Origin of the sequence: Flaviflagellibacter deserti (genome assembly GCF_042652085.1) — a bacterium.
Taxonomy (GTDB): Bacteria; Pseudomonadota; Alphaproteobacteria; order Rhizobiales; family Methylopilaceae; genus Flaviflagellibacter; species Flaviflagellibacter deserti.
Map to the genome: position 1 here is coordinate 416,791 of NZ_JBHSJF010000005.1, position 16,158 is coordinate 432,948.

At 63.2% G+C, this 16,158-nt stretch carries 14 protein-coding genes and 1 tRNA gene; 11 read left to right on the forward strand and 4 right to left on the reverse strand.

Annotated features, from left to right (window positions below; all coding sequences use genetic code 11):
- Nucleotides 1-29 precede the first annotated feature (29 nt).
- From ACFPFW_RS06665 to ACFPFW_RS06680, 4 genes are all read left to right on the forward strand, one after another.
- Nucleotides 30-734: an SDR family oxidoreductase gene (locus ACFPFW_RS06665; RefSeq protein WP_379770006.1), complete on the forward strand. Its 705-nt coding sequence runs from the start codon at nucleotides 30-32 to the stop codon at nucleotides 732-734.
- A gap of 40 nt (nucleotides 735-774) precedes the next feature.
- A complete protein-coding gene (gene ppk2 / locus ACFPFW_RS06670; RefSeq protein ID WP_379769951.1) occupies nucleotides 775-1,698 on the forward strand; it encodes a polyphosphate kinase 2 in 924 nt (307 codons plus the stop codon).
- A 167-nt stretch (nucleotides 1,699-1,865) separates the two neighbouring features.
- Nucleotides 1,866-2,642 carry a L,D-transpeptidase gene (locus ACFPFW_RS06675; RefSeq protein WP_379769954.1) on the forward strand — a complete coding sequence of 259 codons (777 nt, stop codon included), beginning with the start codon at nucleotides 1,866-1,868 and terminating at the stop codon, nucleotides 2,640-2,642.
- 171 nt (nucleotides 2,643-2,813) lie between these two features.
- The gene (locus tag ACFPFW_RS06680; RefSeq protein WP_114958151.1) at nucleotides 2,814-3,707 is read left to right on the forward strand and encodes an alpha/beta fold hydrolase; all 894 of its coding nucleotides are present in this window, start codon (nucleotides 2,814-2,816) and stop codon (nucleotides 3,705-3,707) included.
- Between the two features lie 117 nt (nucleotides 3,708-3,824).
- Here ACFPFW_RS06680 and ACFPFW_RS06685 read toward each other — a convergent pair whose 3' ends face one another.
- Nucleotides 3,825-5,990 (reverse strand): putative bifunctional diguanylate cyclase/phosphodiesterase, encoded by a 2,166-nt coding sequence (locus ACFPFW_RS06685; RefSeq protein ID WP_162799757.1) that lies wholly within the window; start codon nucleotides 5,988-5,990, stop codon nucleotides 3,825-3,827.
- 364 nt (nucleotides 5,991-6,354) lie between these two features.
- Between ACFPFW_RS06685 and ACFPFW_RS06690 the strand changes: the two genes are divergently transcribed.
- Both ACFPFW_RS06690 and msrA read left to right on the forward strand, forming a co-directional pair.
- Nucleotides 6,355-6,675, forward strand: a complete 321-nt coding sequence (locus tag ACFPFW_RS06690) for a hypothetical protein (RefSeq protein ID WP_114958153.1) — start codon at nucleotides 6,355-6,357, stop codon at nucleotides 6,673-6,675.
- A 12-nt stretch (nucleotides 6,676-6,687) separates the two neighbouring features.
- Nucleotides 6,688-7,347, forward strand: coding sequence for a peptide-methionine (S)-S-oxide reductase MsrA (gene msrA / locus ACFPFW_RS06695; protein ID WP_114958154.1), 660 nt, complete (start codon nucleotides 6,688-6,690; stop codon nucleotides 7,345-7,347).
- Here the strand turns inward: msrA and mepA are convergent.
- Nucleotides 7,284-8,351, reverse strand: coding sequence for a penicillin-insensitive murein endopeptidase (gene mepA, locus ACFPFW_RS06700; protein ID WP_114958194.1), 1,068 nt, complete (start codon nucleotides 8,349-8,351; stop codon nucleotides 7,284-7,286). The two genes, msrA and mepA, sit on opposite strands and share 64 nt — an antisense overlap.
- A gap of 101 nt (nucleotides 8,352-8,452) precedes the next feature.
- Here mepA and ACFPFW_RS06705 point away from each other — a divergent pair, with 101 nt between their 5' ends.
- Both ACFPFW_RS06705 and ACFPFW_RS06710 read left to right on the forward strand, forming a co-directional pair.
- Entirely contained in the window at nucleotides 8,453-9,574 is a 1,122-nt protein-coding gene (locus ACFPFW_RS06705; RefSeq protein ID WP_114958155.1) for a glycosyltransferase family 4 protein, read from the forward strand.
- 37 nt (nucleotides 9,575-9,611) lie between these two features.
- The gene (locus tag ACFPFW_RS06710; RefSeq protein WP_114958156.1) at nucleotides 9,612-11,774 is read left to right on the forward strand and encodes an amylo-alpha-1,6-glucosidase; all 2,163 of its coding nucleotides are present in this window, start codon (nucleotides 9,612-9,614) and stop codon (nucleotides 11,772-11,774) included.
- On the opposite strand, the gene ACFPFW_RS06715 is transcribed toward ACFPFW_RS06710, so the two are convergent.
- Both ACFPFW_RS06715 and ACFPFW_RS06720 read right to left on the reverse strand, forming a co-directional pair.
- Nucleotides 11,771-12,607, reverse strand: coding sequence for an SDR family oxidoreductase (locus ACFPFW_RS06715; protein WP_114958157.1), 837 nt, complete (start codon nucleotides 12,605-12,607; stop codon nucleotides 11,771-11,773). The genes ACFPFW_RS06710 and ACFPFW_RS06715 overlap by 4 nt on opposite strands.
- Nucleotides 12,608-12,641: 34 nt before the next feature.
- Nucleotides 12,642-13,736 carry a DNA topoisomerase IB gene (locus tag ACFPFW_RS06720; RefSeq protein WP_114958158.1) on the reverse strand — a complete coding sequence of 365 codons (1,095 nt, stop codon included), beginning with the start codon at nucleotides 13,734-13,736 and terminating at the stop codon, nucleotides 12,642-12,644.
- A gap of 140 nt (nucleotides 13,737-13,876) precedes the next feature.
- Between ACFPFW_RS06720 and ACFPFW_RS06725 the strand changes: the two genes are divergently transcribed.
- From ACFPFW_RS06725 to ACFPFW_RS06735, 3 genes are all read left to right on the forward strand, one after another.
- Nucleotides 13,877-13,966, forward strand: a tRNA-Ser gene (locus ACFPFW_RS06725).
- A gap of 336 nt (nucleotides 13,967-14,302) precedes the next feature.
- Nucleotides 14,303-15,163, forward strand: a complete 861-nt coding sequence (locus tag ACFPFW_RS06730) for a peptidyl-prolyl cis-trans isomerase (RefSeq protein ID WP_114958159.1) — start codon at nucleotides 14,303-14,305, stop codon at nucleotides 15,161-15,163.
- Entirely contained in the window at nucleotides 15,160-16,155 is a 996-nt protein-coding gene (locus ACFPFW_RS06735; protein ID WP_114958160.1) for a HupE/UreJ family protein, read from the forward strand. Before ACFPFW_RS06730 ends, ACFPFW_RS06735 begins: the two co-directional genes overlap by 4 nt.
- Nucleotides 16,156-16,158: the final 3 nt, after the last annotated feature.

Sequence of the window (16,158 nt, forward strand, 5' to 3'; positions counted from 1 at the left end):
TCCTCCTCGTCACCGGCGGTTCGCGCGGCATCGGCGCCGCGACGTGCCGGCTCGCGGCGGAACGGGGATATGACGTCGCCATCAATTACGCGCGCGACCGCGAGGCCGCCGAAGGCGTTGCGAAGGACTGCTGGAAGCACGGAGTCCGCGCGGAGATATTCCAGGCCGACGTCGCCCGGGAAGACGACATTGCCCGCCTCTTCCATGAGATCGACGGCTTCGGCCAGCTCACCCATCTCGTCAACAATGCCGGCATTGTCGGCCGGGCGTCCCGCTTCGACGAGGCCGATCCGGTCTCGATCCGCGCGACGGTCGATCTCAATGTTACTGGCGCCATGCTCGTCACCCAGGCGGCACTGAAGCGCATCTCGACCCGACACGACGGGCCGGGCGGCGCGATCGTCAATCTGTCCTCGATCGCGGCGACGCTCGGAGCACCCGGCGAATATGTCTGGTATGCCGCGACCAAGGCAGCGATCGACGCGCTGACGATCGGGCTGGCGAAGGAGGTCGCGGCCGAAGGCGTGCGGGTGAACGCCGTCTCGCCGGGGCTGATCGATACCGGCATCCACGCCTCCGGCGGACAGCCCGACCGCATCGCGAAGCGCGGCCCGCTGCTGCCGATCGGCCGGGCAGGAACGCCGCAAGAAGTCGCCGAGACGATCCTGTTCCTGCTGTCCGACCAGGCCTCTTTCGTCACCGGCTCCAATGTCCGGATCGCGGGCGGGCTCTAAACCATTCATGATGCGATCGTGATTCCAGAGGATTTGTGCCGTGCAAGATGAAGCCAAGGCCCTCGCGGGCGTGATCCCTCATCCGGACGAGAACCCCGGCGTCGACGTGACGATCCAGGGCCACAAGATCGATCTCGACGCGCCGAAACTGCCGAAGGTGATTGAGGAGGCGGCCTTCACGAGCGGCGGCTTTCCCTACGACAAGAAGATGAAGGACGAGGAGTACGACGAGCCGCTCTACGCGCTGCAGATCGAGCTTCTGAAGCTGCAGCGCTGGGCGAACGCGACCGGCTCTCGCATTCTCGTCGTCTTCGAAGGACGTGACTCCGCCGGCAAGGGTGGCGCGATCCAGCGCTTCACCCAGCACCTCAATCCGCGCTCCTGCCATGTCGTGGCGCTTGCCAAGCCGAGCGATGCGGAGCGCGGCCAATGGTATTTCCAGCGCTATGTCGAGAAGCTGCCGACGGCCGGCGAGATCGTCCTGTTCGATCGCTCCTGGTACAACCGTGCCGTCGTCGAGCCGGTGATGGGCTTCTGCAAGCCGGAGCAGACCGACCAGTTCCTGAAGGACGTGCCGACCTTCGAGCGCATGCTGGTCGAAAATGGCATTCATATCCGCAAACTATGGCTGACCGTGGGACGGGAGATGCAGGTCAAGCGCCTGTTCGACCGGCGTCACGACCCGCTGAAGACCTGGAAGCTCTCGGCGATCGACTACAAGGGCCTGCCGCTCTGGGACGAATATACCGAGGCTGCCGAGCGCATGCTGCGGACGACGCATGCGACCGAGGCGCCGTGGACGATCATCCGCGCCAACGACAAGAAGCGCGCCCGGCTGGAGACGATCCGAACCGTTCTGTCCTCGCTCGACTACGACGGCAAGGACCATAAGGCGGTCGGCAAGACGGATACGAAGATCGTCGCCAGCGCCGAGACCGCGCTACGCAAGGATTGGGACATCTGACGCGAGATCATGGTGACCGGCTGTTTACCTTGATCTGGCATCGTGCTCTTCATATCACAGTCGGATTCTGCCTTTTATTCGCCAAAGAATAGCCGCGCGAGCGGCCATTTCGTTGACGACACAGGTTCTCCGGCTCGGTGCGGTGATCTCGGGGGTCCGATCCTGTCATGCGTTTTTCTGTTTCGTCTTTCGGTCGTTCCCTTTCACTCGCAATGGTTGCCGCTGCTGGCCTGGTGCTCGGCGGCTGCGTCGCCGACCGTGCCGGCCCGACGGCCAAGGTCGCGACCTTCGACCAGGGCACGATCGACCGCTACGGCCCGCGCCCGAACGAAAAGTTCGCGCTGCCGGCCTCCGACATCTCCCGTGTGCGGCCACAATATCTGCGCCGCGAGGTCGCCTATAGCGGCAACGAGCGTCCGGGCACGATCGTCGTCGACACCCAGAACCGCTATCTCTTCCTCGTCATGGAGAACGGCCGCGCCATGCGTTACGGCATCGGCGTCGGCAAGGAAGGCCTCTCCTGGGGCGGCGTCGCCACCATCCAGCGCAAGGCGGAATGGCCGCGCTGGACTCCGACGGCGGACATGATTGCCCGCGATCCGGACCGCAACGCCAAATGGGCGGGCGGCATGGACGGCGGCCTCGGCAACCCGCTCGGCCCGCGCGCGATGTATCTCTACCAGAACGGCCGGGACACGCTGTACCGCATCCACGGCACGACCGAGCCGTGGACGATCGGCAGCGCCGTCTCCTCGGGCTGCATCCGCCTGATCAACCAGGACGTGATCGACCTCTACAGCCGCGTCCCGACGGGCACGACGGTGATCGTGCTGCACGACGGCAGCCCGATGGAGCAGGTCCAGCAGGTCGTCGCACAGGTCGGCACGTCGGTGCAGAAGGGCCTGTCCCAGCTCGTCCACTCCCTGCCGAAGCGCGGCCAGTAGCCAGGCTGAAAGCCCCATCGGGAGGCTGCTTTAGGGGATGGCGAGCCGCCATCCGCTTCCCGTGGACCCATTTTCGAATGATCGCGACGCTATAGATGGAGGGACGGATCGCGGAGCCCCGCGCCCGCGAATGAGTTCACGTGTCCAGGAGGAACCAACGAGGAGGTTACGATGGACGCACGTGTACGACACCGTCGCGTCACGATCGGCAATGTCGACACCTTCTACCGCGAGGCAGGACCGGAGGGCGCGCCCGTGGTTCTGCTGCCGCATGGTTACCCCTGCTCATCCTACGAGTTTCGCAACTTCATGCCACGGCTGGCCGATCGCTGGCGGCTGCTGGCGCCGGACTATCCCGGTGCCGGCTACAGCGCGACGCCGGACCACTTCGACTACAGCTTCGACGGCTACGCCGACTTCCTCTACGGCTTCGTGGGGACGCTCGGCGTCGAACGCTTCACCCTCTATCTACACGACTTCGGATCGCCGATCGGCGCACGGCTCGCGATAAAGGCGCCGGAGCGTGTGGTGGCGCTCATCATCCAGAACGGCGACATCCCTTACGAGGATGCTCTGGGACCGAAATACGCCGAAATCGAAAAGACCTGGCAGCTGCCGCCGTCAGAGATGCGGGAGAAACTGGCTGAAGCGGTTACCGAGGAGACCTTCAGGGAGGAGTTCCTAAACGAGGTGAGCCCCGAACTTGCCGAGCGCATTCCTCCCGATCTGTGGAAGCTGCATTGGTCATTGATGACCCCGAAGCGCAAGGAGATCGCGGTCGACCTCATCGCGGGTCTGAAGGAAAACCGCGCCTGGTTCCCGCAACATCGGACCTATCTCAGCGAGCACCGGCCGCCGGCGTTAATCGTGTGGGGACCGCAGGATGGATACATGCCGGAGAAATCGGCGCGCGCCTATCTTCGCGACCTGCCCGACGCCGAGCTCCACCTGCTCAATGGCGGTCACTGGCTGCTGGAGACCAACCTCGACGAGGTGGTCGCGCTCGTTCGCGATTTTCTCGGTCGAGTTCATTATACGGAAGGAGGCATTGACCAATCTCGATAGCAGCCAAGGCCGAAGGAACATCGGCTTCGTGGTCGTTCGGCGTCCCTACCATCTTTGATGGACGCAAAGCCGCCATCGGCCAAGGACCGCGACGGCCGAGCGATTACCCGATCGACCCTAGGCCGCGCTCTTGGCCGGAGGTTTCGGTCGGCGGCGGTTCTCGCGGAGAAGCTCGCTGGCTGCCTCGTTCGGCTGCGCCTTGGCGAACAGCCAGCCCTGCCCCTGGTGGCAGCCCTCGCTGCGGAGATATTCGAGATCGGCGGCGGTCTCGACGCCCTCGGCCGTGATGGTGATGCCGAGGCTCCTGCCAAGCGTGATGATCGCCCGGACGATCGCCTGCGAATCGGAATTCGTGCCGAGGCCCTGCACGAAGGACCGGTCGATCTTGATCTTGTCGAACGGGAACGAGCGCAGATAGCTCAGCGACGAATAGCCGGTACCGAAATCGTCCATCGAGATACGGACGCCGAGCGCGCGCAGCGCATGAAGCGTGGCAAGCACGTTCTCGCTCTTCTCCAGCAGGACGGATTCGGTGATCTCCAGCTCAAGCCTCTTCGGCTCGAGGCCGGTCTCGTTCAGTGCATCCGATACGACCTCGAACAGATTGCCCGAGCGGAACTGGAGAGTCGACAGGTTGACCGCGACCTTGGTGTCGCCGGGCCAAGCGGCGGCATCGCGGCAGGCGCGGGTCAGCACGTGGACGCCGAGCGGCACGACGAGGCCGGTCTCCTCGGCGAGCGGGATGAAGTCGATCGGCGGGATGTTGCCGCGCTCGGGATGGTTCCAGCGCACCAATGCCTCGAAGCCGGCAACGTCGCCCGAGCCGATCTCGATCAACGGCTGGTAATGGACTTCGAGCGTCCCGGCATTGATCGCGGCGCGAAGATCGAGCTCCATGCGACGGCGGGCCTGCAGGCGGGCGTCCATTTCGGCTTCGAAGAAGCAATAGGCGCCGCGGCCCTCGGCTTTGGCCCGGTAGAGCGCCATGTCGGCGGCCTTGAGCAGCCGGTCGCAATCCTCGCCGTCGCTCGGGCCGACCGCGATGCCGATCGAGACGCCGATCGTCATCAGATGACCGTCGATCTCGTAAGGCGCGCTGACGATCTCGATCAGGCGGCCGGCGAGCGAGCCGGCGTCTTCGGGATCGTCGATCCCGGTCTGCAGAACCGCGAATTCGTCGCCGCCCAGGCGGGCGACGGTATCCGTCTCGCGCAGGGCGCCTTTCAGGCGCTGCGCGACGAGGACGAGAAGCCGGTCGCCGATCGGATGGCCGAGCGTGTCGTTGATCGACTTGAAATCGTCGAGGTCGAGGCAGAGCACCGCGGCCGTCTCGTCGCGGCGGATGCGGGTCAGGCACTCTTCCATCTCTTCGCGGAAGAGGACGCGGTTCGGCAGACCGGTCAGCGCGTCGTGATGCGCCATGAAGGCGATCCGCTCTTCGGCGCGCTTCCGCTCGGTGATGTCGACGGCGCCGATGAGTTCCGCCTGGACACCCTCATAGGTCAGCAGGCTGGAATAGACCGCGACGTCGATCGCCTCGCCGTCCGCCTTCCTGTGCCTCCAGGTGAAGCCGACCTCGCGCTTCAGCTTGCCGGGCGGCGTCTCGGCGTCGGTCTCGTCCGGATGACGGAGATCGGCGAGCGTCATCGCCAAGAATTCATCCCGCGAATAGCCGTAGTGCTGGGTCGCGGCATCGTTGACCGCGAGAATGCGGCCCGTCTCGAGCGCGTGCACGTACATCGGTACGGGATTGTTGTCGAAGAGCAGGCGGAAGCTTTCCTCGCGCTGCTTCATCTCGGTGATGTCGACGCGCAGGCCGATGATGCCGCCGTCGGAGGTGCGGCGCTCCTCGATCAGGATCCAGCGGCCGTCGGTCGTCTTCTGCTCGTGGCGGCCGCGCGGATTGTAGAGCCGGTCGAGCCGGTCCTTCAGCCATTCCTCTTCGCGACCGATCGCTTCCGGATACTGGCCACGCGCAACGCCGATCCGGAGCGTATCCTCGAGCTTCACGCCTTCGGCAAAGAGGTCCGACGAGCCCGCATACATTTCGCCGTACTGCTTGTTCCAGAGAACGTAGCGGCCGTCGGAATCCAGGAAGACCACGCCTTGCGGCAGGATGTCGATCGCCGCCCGCAAACGCGCTTCGGCCTGCTTGGCCTGCTGGATCGCCGCCTCGGCTTCGAGGCGCGCATCGAGAAGCGCCGCATCATAACCCGGGTGAGCGGAATGGGAGGCAGTACGGTTATCGTCGGACGGGGACTGGAATTCGGCGTTCATGGGCATTTGCGCTCCTGGACGCCTAGGCTATTGGAGCTATTGGATTAACAGCAGCTTTCCACCATTTTTCTGCTCGAGATTCGAGCCTTCGATAACCATGAATTCTTGGCCGTTATTGACCTCGCGCGTTCGTGATCGACATAAAAACAGCCGGATTTTGGCTGTTTATTCAATATTTCGCCTCCGCTCTGCCTAAAAATGTGACAAATGCTGTTCTTGTGCGCATCACTACTTCACGGTTACCAATGTCTTAAGAAATTGCCGTTTTTAGGCTGGGACAAATCGTTGCCGTTCATCGGTGAACCCGTACCGCGCGCCGCAAATATGGTATTTGGCCGCCCGTCTTCTTATCTAAGGTCGCGAGGCGGCGATGCGGTTTCTGGTCCGGATGATCGGCGTCTTTCTGTTTGCGGCGGCATTTGTCGCGCTGGTCATCGATGGAACACGGTCGATCGCCGGAAATGCGCTCTACCTGTCGAGCCTCGGCGAAAGCGTGAAGCTCGTATGGCCGAACGGCATGGAAGCGATCGAGAACTCGCTGCGCTCCCTGTATGAGAGCCTGTGGGATCCGGCGGGGTCCTGGCTGTTCGCGCAGCCGGCTTTCGTCGTCCTCGGCCTGGCCGGCCTGTTTCTGATGCTGATCGGCCGCCGCAGGCCGAGAGTGGTGAGACCGCTGCCGCGCCGTTACTGAGGAGGGCTGTCCATGTTCTCGTTCTTCAAGCCGGAGATTCCCATGCCGACGGCTGCGTCCGCGCTGCCGGGTCGTCCGGGGGCGCTCCCGACCGCTACCACCCATTTCGTCAATGGCCGCCCGCTCAAGGGCCCCTATCCGGAAGGTCTGCGGACCGCGATCTTCGGCGCCGGGTGCTTCTGGGGCGTCGAGCGCAAGTTCTGGAAGATCCCGGGCGTCTACGTCACCGCGGTCGGCTATGCCGGCGGTTTCACGCCGAATCCGACCTATGAGGAGACCTGCACGGGTCATACCGGCCACACCGAAGCGGTGTTGGTCGTCTTCGACCCGGACGTCGTCTCCTACAAGGAACTGCTGAAGACGTTCTGGGAGGCGCACGACCCGACGCAGGGCAACCGCCAGGGTAACGATGTCGGCACGCAGTATCGCTCCGCGATCTACACGACCACGCCGGAACAGGCGCGGCTCGCCGAGGAGTCGAAGGACGCCTATCAGAAGGCCCTCGGTGCGCATGGCTATGACACCATCACCACCGAGATAGCGCCGGCCGGCGAGTTCTACTTCGCCGAGGACTACCATCAGCAGTACCTGGCGAAGAACCCGAACGGCTATTGCGGCGTCGGCGGGACCGGCGTCTCCTGCCCCGTCGGATCGGGCGTATCGGCGCTCTGATCGTCAGGCACGTCGGATGCGGACGGTTTCGCGCTCACCGGATATAGCGGCGGGCGCTCGGCGGCCTTGTCCGGTGCGTTGACCACCGCGCGACACTCCGCCGGCAGGTCCGATAGCATCATCGGCGGCGGCGGGGGCTGCGGCTTCGTGGGCTTCTCCGGCTTGGGTTTCGGCAACTGCTTCTTCACCCAGCTTTCCAGCGCGGCGTCGCAGCCGTCTCCCGGCGGTACCGGCGCTTGCGGCTTGCAGGTCGCGCTGCCGAGCGGACAGACCATGCGGATGTGCATGTGATAGTTATGGCCCCAATAGGGGCGTACCGTCTGAAGCCAGCCGCGGTCGCCGGTCGCTTCGCGACAGAGCGCCTTCTTGATCGCCGGATTGACGAAGATGCGCTCGACGCCCGGCATCCGGGCGGCAAGCCGGATCACCTTGAGATGCTCCGGCGTCCAGATCTTCGGATCGACGTCCTGCCAGTCCCTGGCGACAAGGCTGACCGCCGAAATATCCTCCCGCTCCTTCGCGGTGAGGAGGCGGTTCGGCATCGGATTGAGCCAGACATCGGCGTCGAGGCCGACCTGATGCGAGGCATGGCCGGTCAGCATGGGCCCGCCGCGCGGCTGAGAGATGTCACCGACCAGAAGGCCAGGCCATTTCGTCTCCTTCGGGACCTTCCTCGCCAGTTCCTCGAGCGTGGAGATGAGACGAGGATGACCCCAATTGCGGTTTCTCGACAGCCGCATGACCTGCCATTGCGGCCCGTTGATCGGCAGCGCCTTGGCGCCGGCGAGACAGCCCTTCGCATAGAAGCCGATAGAACGCGTCGCCATGTCCGCCGGAAGCTTTTCCGAGCCGAAAAGCTGCTTCGCCGGTGTCTTATCGACGTTGAGCGGGCCTGGCGCCGGTAAGGTCGCGGGTTTGGATTCCGGCAGCGGAACGGCGCTTGCACCGCCCAGACCAGCAATAGAGAGTGCCAGCGCGACTACCAGCAACGTCCTGCGTTTCATGACCATGAGCCACCGCATGCAATGCATTGGTCGTCTGGCAGGAACCTCAGCCCGGCCGATGGACTTAATAGCATGATCTTCCGATTTCCCGAGGGGCTCATATGCGCATTGCACAGATCGCGCCGCTCTATGAAAGTTGCCCGCCGCAACTCTACGGTGGAACCGAGCGCGTTGTTTCGTTCCTGACCGAAGAGCTTGTCAAACTGGGCCACGACGTCACCCTGTTCGCTTCCGGTGACAGCAAAACGGCAGCCCGCCTCGTTCCCGGCTCGAAACGCGCTCTGCGCCTCGACACATCAGTCCTCGACCCCCTCGCCCACCACATGGTGTTGATGAACAGGGTCATTCAGGAAGCCGACAATTTCGAGATCCTGCACTTCCACACCGACTACCTCCATTATCCTTTCTTCGCCAATAGTGGCCACCCGATCGTCACCACGCTGCATGGCCGACAGGATCTTCTGGATCTCGTCCCGATCTATCGCGAATTTCCAGACATGCCCCTGGTCTCGATTTCCGACGCCCAGAGGCGGCCGATCTCTCACGCGCATTGGGTGAAGACCGTTCATCACGGCCTGCCGCTCGATCTTCTTCCGGAGGGACCGGGCGATGGGCGCTATCTGGCTTTCGTCGGCCGGATCAGCCCCGAGAAGAGGCTCGACCGGGCGATCATGATCGCCCGTCAGGCAGGGATTCCGCTCAAGGTCGCGGCCAAGATCGATCGCACCGACACCGTCTACTATGAAGACGTGATCAAGCCGCTGCTCGGCGAGGGCGTCGAATTCGTCGGCGAGATCAACGACCAGCAGAAAAAGGACTTTCTCGGTCGCGCCGGCGCGCTGCTCTTCCCGGTCGACTGGCCGGAACCGTTCGGGCTCGTCATGATCGAGGCAATGGCATGCGGCACGCCCGTGCTCGCCTTCCGTTGCGGCTCGGTGCCGGAAGTGATCGACGAGGGTATTACCGGCCTGGTCGTCGACTGCATGGAAGCAGCACATGCGGCGCTGCCGCAGGTGCTGGCTCTCGACCGCCATAACGTGCGCTTGCAATTCGAGAAGCGGTTCTCGGCCGAACGCATGGCCCGCGATTATCTGGCGCTCTACGAGACCATGACGCGTCCGGTGATCACGATGCCCGCGGCTGTCGCGGTTGCGAAAAGAGCTGGCGAGCGCCTAAGCTCGCTCGAGCTTCCTGCAGCCGTGCACGCCGTCGCAAAAGCATGAGTGGCGTGTTCTCCGCAGGTGACGGAGGCGGCTGCGAATGAACGAGACATTGCCTTCGCAATTCTACATTCCGGCGCGCACAACGCTCGACGGCGGTCGGCCGTCGCGGCTGAAGCACAACGACACCTTCGCCGTGCTCGATACCAATGGCGACCTGCTGGCCTGGGAGGGCAATCCCGACGGCCTCTACAATCGCGACACCCGGCATCTTTCGCACTTCGAACTGCGCCTGAACGGCGCACGGCCGATGCGGCTCTCGTCGAACGTCGAGAGCGACAATGCCGCGCTGACCGCCGACCTGACAAATCCCGATTTCTTCGAGGGCGACCGGCTCGCGCTGCCGAAGGATACGATCCATCTCCACCGGCTGAAATTCGTCTGGGACGGGGCGCTGTTCGAAAGGATCGCGATCTTCAATTACGACGACGAGGCGCGCCGCCTGCGGGTCAGCACGACATTCGACTGCGATTTCGCCGATCTTTTCGAGGCGCGCGGACAGCGCCGGCCGGGGCGCGGAGTTCGCTGCGTGGACGTGATCGGCGACGGCACGGTGCGCTTTGCCTATGCCGGGCTCGACCAGGTCGAGCGCACGACCGAACTCGCCTTCTGGCCCATTCCGGACCGCATCGAGCCCAGCTTCGCCTATTACGACATGATCCTCGGCCCGCAGGAGAAGCGGGTGATGTTCGTCCGCATCGCCTGCAATCCGAAGGATCTCGCGAGCTGGGAGGGCAAGGAATATTTCCGCGAATTCGCCTATATGCGCCGCTCGCTGCGACAGGCGAACAACCGTTCGCTCCGGATCGCGAGCACGAACACGCTCGTCCAGAACGTCATTCGCCAATCCATGGCCGACCTGACCATGCTGACGACCGAGACGCCGTATGGCGCCTATCCCTATGCCGGCATTCCCTGGTTCTCGACCGCGTTCGGCCGCGACGGCATCATCACCGCGCTGATGATGCTCTGGGTCGATCCCGGAATGGCCAAGGGCGTGCTGTCGCTCCTTGCGCATACGCAGGCGAAGGTCGCCGACCCGTTCCAGGACGCCGAGCCCGGCAAGATCCTGCACGAAATGCGCTTCGGCGAGATGGCGGCGCTGCGCGAGGTGCCGTTCGGCCTCTATTATGGCAGTGTCGATTCCACCCCGCTCTTCGTCATGCTGGCAGGCGCCTATCTGTCTCGAACCGGCGATGTGGAGACGATCCGCTCGCTCTGGCCGAACATCCAGGCGGCGCTGGGCTGGATCACCAATCACGGCGACGTCGACGACGACGGCTTCGTCGAATACCGCCGCCAGCGCGACACCGGCCTCGTCAATCAGGGCTGGAAGGACTCGGTCGACTCGATCTTCCACACCAATGGCGATTTCGCCGAGGGACCGATCGCGCTCTGCGAGGTGCAGGGATATGTCTACGCCGCATGGCGGGAGGCCGCGGCCATGGCGCGGGCGCTCGGGCATGACAAGAACGCCATCACCTTCGATCGGCGCGCCGAGGACATCCGCAAGGCATTCGAGGAGAAGTTCTGGATCGAGGAGCTCGGCACCTACGCCATCGCACTTGACGGTCAGAAACGGCCATGCGCGGTCGCGAGCTCGAATGCCGGCCACGCCCTCTTCACCGGCATCGTCCATCCGGACCGCGCCAAGCGCGTCGCGGCGCTGCTGATGGAGCCCGAGAGCTTTTCGGGCTGGGGCATCCGCACGATCTCGACCAGCGCGGCGCGCTACAATCCTATGTCCTACCACAACGGCTCGATCTGGCCGCACGACAACGGCCTGATCGCGCTCGGCTTCGCCCGCTACGGCCTGAAGGACGCCGTGCTGAAGGTGTTCAAGGGCCTGATCGAGGCAGCGGGCGAGATCGAGCTCAACCGGCTGCCCGAACTTTTCTGCGGCTTCGGCCGCAAGCAACGTCAGGGCCCTATCGGCTATCCCGTCTCATGCTCGCCACAGGCCTGGGCGGCTGCCACACCGCTGGCGCTCATTCAGGCCAGTCTCGGGCTGACGCTGGAACACTCGACCGGCGATGTACGGCTGAACCTGCCGGTGCTGCCGGACTTCATCGACAAGCTCTGCCTGCACAACGTCACTCTCGGCGAGGGTGGTTGCGACCTTCTCGTCAGCCGTCACGGCACCGACGTCGCCGTGACGGTACTGGACCGGCGCGGCGACATCCGAGTGATCGAAATACACTAAATCGGCGTGCCGCCGTTCACGTGGATGACCTGACCGGTGATGTAGGAGCTTTCCTCGGTCGCCAGGAACAGGAAACAGGACGCCACCTCGTTCGGCTGACCGGGTCGACCAAGGGGGGTGTTCTTGCCGAACTCCGCCACCTTATCCTTGTCGAAGCTTGCCGGAATGAGCGGCGTCCAGATCGGACCCGGGGCGACGGCGTTGACGCGGATGCCCTTCTTGGCGAGTTGCTGCGACAGCGCGCGGGTGAAGGCGACGGCGGCGCCGCGCGTCGATGAATAGTCGACGAGCACCTCGTTGCCCCGGAAGGCGGTGATCGACGCCGTGTTGATGATCGTCGATCCCTTGCCGAGATGCTTCAGCGCCTCGCGGGTGACGAACAGATAGCTGAAGATATTGGTCCGGAACGTCCGCTCGATCTGATCCGGATCGATCTCGGAGAAGTCCTCGACCACGTGCTGCTCGGCGCAATTGTTGACGAGGATGTCGAGCCGGCCGAAGGCGTTGATCGTCTCGCGCATGACCTTGGCGGCCGCGTCGGGGAATCCCAGATCGGCCGAGATCGCATGCGCCCGGCTTCCGCGCCCCTCGATCAGCTTCCTGGTTTCGTCGGCATCCTTGCGTTCGTCGAGATAGACGAAAGCAATGTCAGCTCCCTCCTCGGCGAAGGCGACAGCCGTCGCGCGGCCGATCCCGCTATCTCCTCCAGTGATGAGCGCGACCTTGCCTTTGAGCCGGCCGGTGCCTTTCAGGCGCGGTTCGTAATCCGGGCGCGGATTCATCAGGTGTTCGTGGCCCGGCTGGTCGTCTTGCTTCTGTGCTGGCATCGACATCGCAGTTCTCCCTTCGAGGGTCGAACAGCAGGCCTCAGCTTTTGTTCCGGCCGTCCAGCCTATCCTGCAGCAGGGCAAGCACCGGCCATTCTTCGGGCTTCAGCCCATGCGGCCGACGGCGCCCGTGAACGGCGGATTTGAGATCATCCGTGAGTGTGCCTTCCAGATAGGCCTCGATGACGGCCGGGTGGACATAGCAGCGGCGGGAAATCGCACGCGTATTCACCAGCCGTTCCGCAACCCGGTCGATCGCCGCGTTCAGTTTCCGCGTCGCCTCCGTCTTGGTCGAGAAGCCGCCGAGATCGACCAGAGCATGCGCGGCGGTCACGGTGCCGGCCCAGGTCCGGAAATGCTTGGCGCTGAAACCCGACCCGCCGATCTCGCGGATATAGTCGTTGACGTCGTGCGAGGCGACCGAATGCGGCTCGCCGTCGCCGTTCATGTACTGGAACAGGTTCTGGCCCGGCATTTCCTGGCACTGGCGGATGATGCGGGCGATGCGCCGGTCGCGCACGGTGAGCTTCCAGCTCTTGCCGCTCTTGCCCTTGAACGAGAACAGCAGCCGCTCGCTGCCGGCCTCGACATGCTTGTTGCGAAGCGTCGTCAGCCCGAAGCTCTTATTGGCCTCGGCATATTTCTCATTGCCGATACGGATCAGGGTCGTGTCCAGCAGGTGGACGACCGTTCCCAGCACCTTCTCGCGGCAGAGACCGCGCAGCGCCATGTCGTCGTCGATCCGCCGGCGCATTTTCGGCAGCATCTCGGCGAACTCGATCAGCCGCTCGTATTTCGTCTCGTCGCGGATCTCGTGCCATTTCGGGTGGTAGCGGTATTGCTTGCGGCCCTTGGCGTCACGCCCCGTCGCCTGGATGTGGCCGCTGGCCTTGGGGCAGATCCAGACATCGACATATGCCGGCGGGATCGCGAGGCTGCGGATGCGCTCGAGCGTCTTTTCGTCCCGCAACAGATCGCCGTTCGGCCCGTAATAGGCGAAGCGCAGGCCGGATTTCTTTCGGGTGATGCCCGGATTCTCGTCTGTCACATAGACGAGGCCGGCATTCTCGGCGGAGAGAGCGGGATCATGGGCCGGGCAGGCATCGTCATCCGGAACGAGCAAAGCGTCGGCCATCACCACTCCCACATGAACTCGCGTGGATAAACTCGCCCGGAGGGCAAGAGGTTCAGTTCGCGGACAGCGTGGCATCACAGCCAAGTTGCGAAGCGGGAGCCGGGCGTTTATAGCGGCACCTCCGCTCGCAAGAGCGGTCCGGAGGGGTGGCCGAGTGGTTGAAGGCGCACGCCTGGAAAGTGTGTATACGGGAAACCGTATCGGGGGTTCGAATCCCCCTCCCTCCGCCAGACATTAAGCTATTGTTATAGCTATTCTTTCTGACCTTATGCTTGGTTCCTAAGCCTCGGAAATGTCGCTTGCTTTGGCATAGTCCAAAGTCTCCGCTCCCCCTCCGGACTTCATTTTTGCGCGCAAATCGGCGGCCGATCTAACTGGATTCTTCGGAGGGCACGCACCCACTACGGTTTCGAGTTTGCCGCGATGCAGATCGCCCGCCCACGCTCCATCGCGCGGAGCAATTCCTCTCGCGGAAACCGCTGAAGTTGCGTAAGTTACACTCTACATCCGACGCGGCAGTAGAGTTCGATGGTGAGTCCTCGTCCAACGCCAACGGAGGATGCCGGGTGAAACTCCTCCAAGAACCGCTCGTCCATTTCGTCGCCGCAGGCACGGTCCTGTTCGCCGTTTATAGTTGGCTCAACAAAGATAGCGTCGAAATTGCGGGAGTGCCGCCGGTCCGGATCGGTGAGGGCGAACTGAGGTGGGTCGAGGAAACCTGGAGCAGGCAATGGCTCCGGTCGCCTTCAAAAGAAGAGCTGTCTGGGTTTGTTGCCGAACTCGTCAATGAAGAGCTCCTTGCCCGCGAGGCGCTCGAAATGGGGCTCGACAAGGATGACACGATTATCCGCCGTCGACTGGCGCAGAAGCTTAAGTTCATCGTCGACGACACTGCACGGCTCGGCGAGCCGACGGATGATGTGTTGCGTGCCTACTACGAGAAGAATTTGGCGCGCTTCACACATGGCGCAACGGTGTCGTTCGTCCACGCGTTCTTCAACACCGGAACCCGTTCAAATGCGGAAGGTGACGCGAGAGCGATATTAAAGGCTGGGCCCAGTCCTAATGCAGGAGATCGGTTTCTGCTCGGCAATGGATTTCCCAATGCCGATGCGCAGGCGGTATCGAACGTCTTTGGTCCGGACTTCGCACGAGAGCTCTTCAGAGCGGTCCCTGGAACATGGTCGGGACCGATCAAGTCCGCCTACGGCTATCATCTTGCGCTGATCGACAGAAAGAACGAGGCGGCGCAACTCCCGTTCAACGAGGTGCGCGACAAAGTGGTCGCGGCATGGCGCGTTGAGAAACAGGACGAGGCTTACGCCGCCTATATCGCGCGGCTTCGCGAGAAGTATGGCGTCGAATTTGACCAGAGCGTGAAGGCATTGCTCGACGACACGCCCGCCAAAAGCTTGGTGGCGAAATGAAATTCCTCTCGCATTTCCCTTTCCTCTGTCTTCTGCTGATGGCAGCGATGGCGAGCACGGCGGCTCATGAAGTGCGTCCGGCCCTGCTCGACATCCGCGAGGAAGCGCCAGGCGAATTTAGCATTCTCTTCAAGACGCCGATGCAGGGCGATGCCCGACTGTCATTGCGCGCAACGTTTTCCGGCAGAAATGAAGCTCTGACACCGATGGTCGAGCGTCCGACCGGAGACGCCATGGTGCAGTCCTGGCAGCTGCGGGCGATTGAGCCGCTGGCCGGGCAGCGCGTACTAATCGATGGGCTGCAGAGTACGATGACGGAAGCCCTGGTGCGTGCCGAATTTCAGAATGGAAATGTCTGGACCGGGCGACTGACACCGGCGGTGCCGTCGGCGACAATCCCGGAAGCGCAGAGCAAATGGGAAGTGATCGCGGCCTACTTACGAAGCGGCGTCGAGCACATTCTGTTCGGTTTCGACCATCTGCTGTTCGTGACAGCGCTGATGATGATCGTTCGGGACTGGCGCATTCTGGTGAAGACGATCACCGCCTTCACCGTCGCACATTCGATAACGCTGACGCTCGCCAGCCTTAAGATAGCCAGTCTGCCATCGGCCCCTGTCGAGGGCGTCATCGCGCTCAGTATACTGCTAGTCGCCACCGAAATCGCGCGCAAGGAACGCGGCCAAACAAGTCTGACGGTTCGGTGGCCGTGGGCTGTCGCCTTCGCCTTCGGACTGCTGCACGGCTTCGGATTTGCTGGCGCGCTAGCCGATGTCGGGCTACCGGGCGGCGATATTCCACTGGCCCTGTTCTCATTCAATCTCGGCGTCGAGATCGGGCAGCTAATCTACATCGCTGCGGTTCTTTTCATTGTCGCGATGATCCGCCGCGTCGTTACCGTTCCGCGCCAGGCCGTCACCGCCGTGGCGTACGGCATCGGTACAATGGCAGCGTTCTGGACCATCGAAAGGCTGACCAACGCGTTCTTGTAACTA

Excerpts from the sequence above, each read along its gene's own strand:
- ACFPFW_RS06675 (WP_379769954.1), top strand. The coding sequence starts at position 1,866 with ATGCGTTTTTCTGTTTCGTCTTTCGGTCGTTCCCTTTCACTCGCAATG.
- ACFPFW_RS06680 (WP_114958151.1), top strand. The coding sequence starts at position 2,814 with ATGGACGCACGTGTACGACACCGTCGCGTCACGATCGGCAATGTCGAC.
- ACFPFW_RS06685 (WP_162799757.1), bottom strand. The coding sequence starts at position 5,990 with ATGCCCATGAACGCCGAATTCCAGTCCCCGTCCGACGATAACCGTACT.
- ACFPFW_RS06690 (WP_114958153.1), top strand. The coding sequence starts at position 6,355 with ATGCGGTTTCTGGTCCGGATGATCGGCGTCTTTCTGTTTGCGGCGGCA.
- msrA (WP_114958154.1), top strand. The coding sequence starts at position 6,688 with ATGTTCTCGTTCTTCAAGCCGGAGATTCCCATGCCGACGGCTGCGTCC.
- mepA (WP_114958194.1), bottom strand. The coding sequence starts at position 8,351 with ATGAAACGCAGGACGTTGCTGGTAGTCGCGCTGGCACTCTCTATTGCT.
- ACFPFW_RS06705 (WP_114958155.1), top strand. The coding sequence starts at position 8,453 with ATGCGCATTGCACAGATCGCGCCGCTCTATGAAAGTTGCCCGCCGCAA.
- ACFPFW_RS06710 (WP_114958156.1), top strand. The coding sequence starts at position 9,612 with ATGAACGAGACATTGCCTTCGCAATTCTACATTCCGGCGCGCACAACG.
- ACFPFW_RS06715 (WP_114958157.1), bottom strand. The coding sequence starts at position 12,607 with ATGTCGATGCCAGCACAGAAGCAAGACGACCAGCCGGGCCACGAACAC.
- ACFPFW_RS06720 (WP_114958158.1), bottom strand. The coding sequence starts at position 13,736 with ATGGCCGACGCTTTGCTCGTTCCGGATGACGATGCCTGCCCGGCCCAT.
- ACFPFW_RS06735 (WP_114958160.1), top strand. The coding sequence starts at position 15,160 with ATGAAATTCCTCTCGCATTTCCCTTTCCTCTGTCTTCTGCTGATGGCA.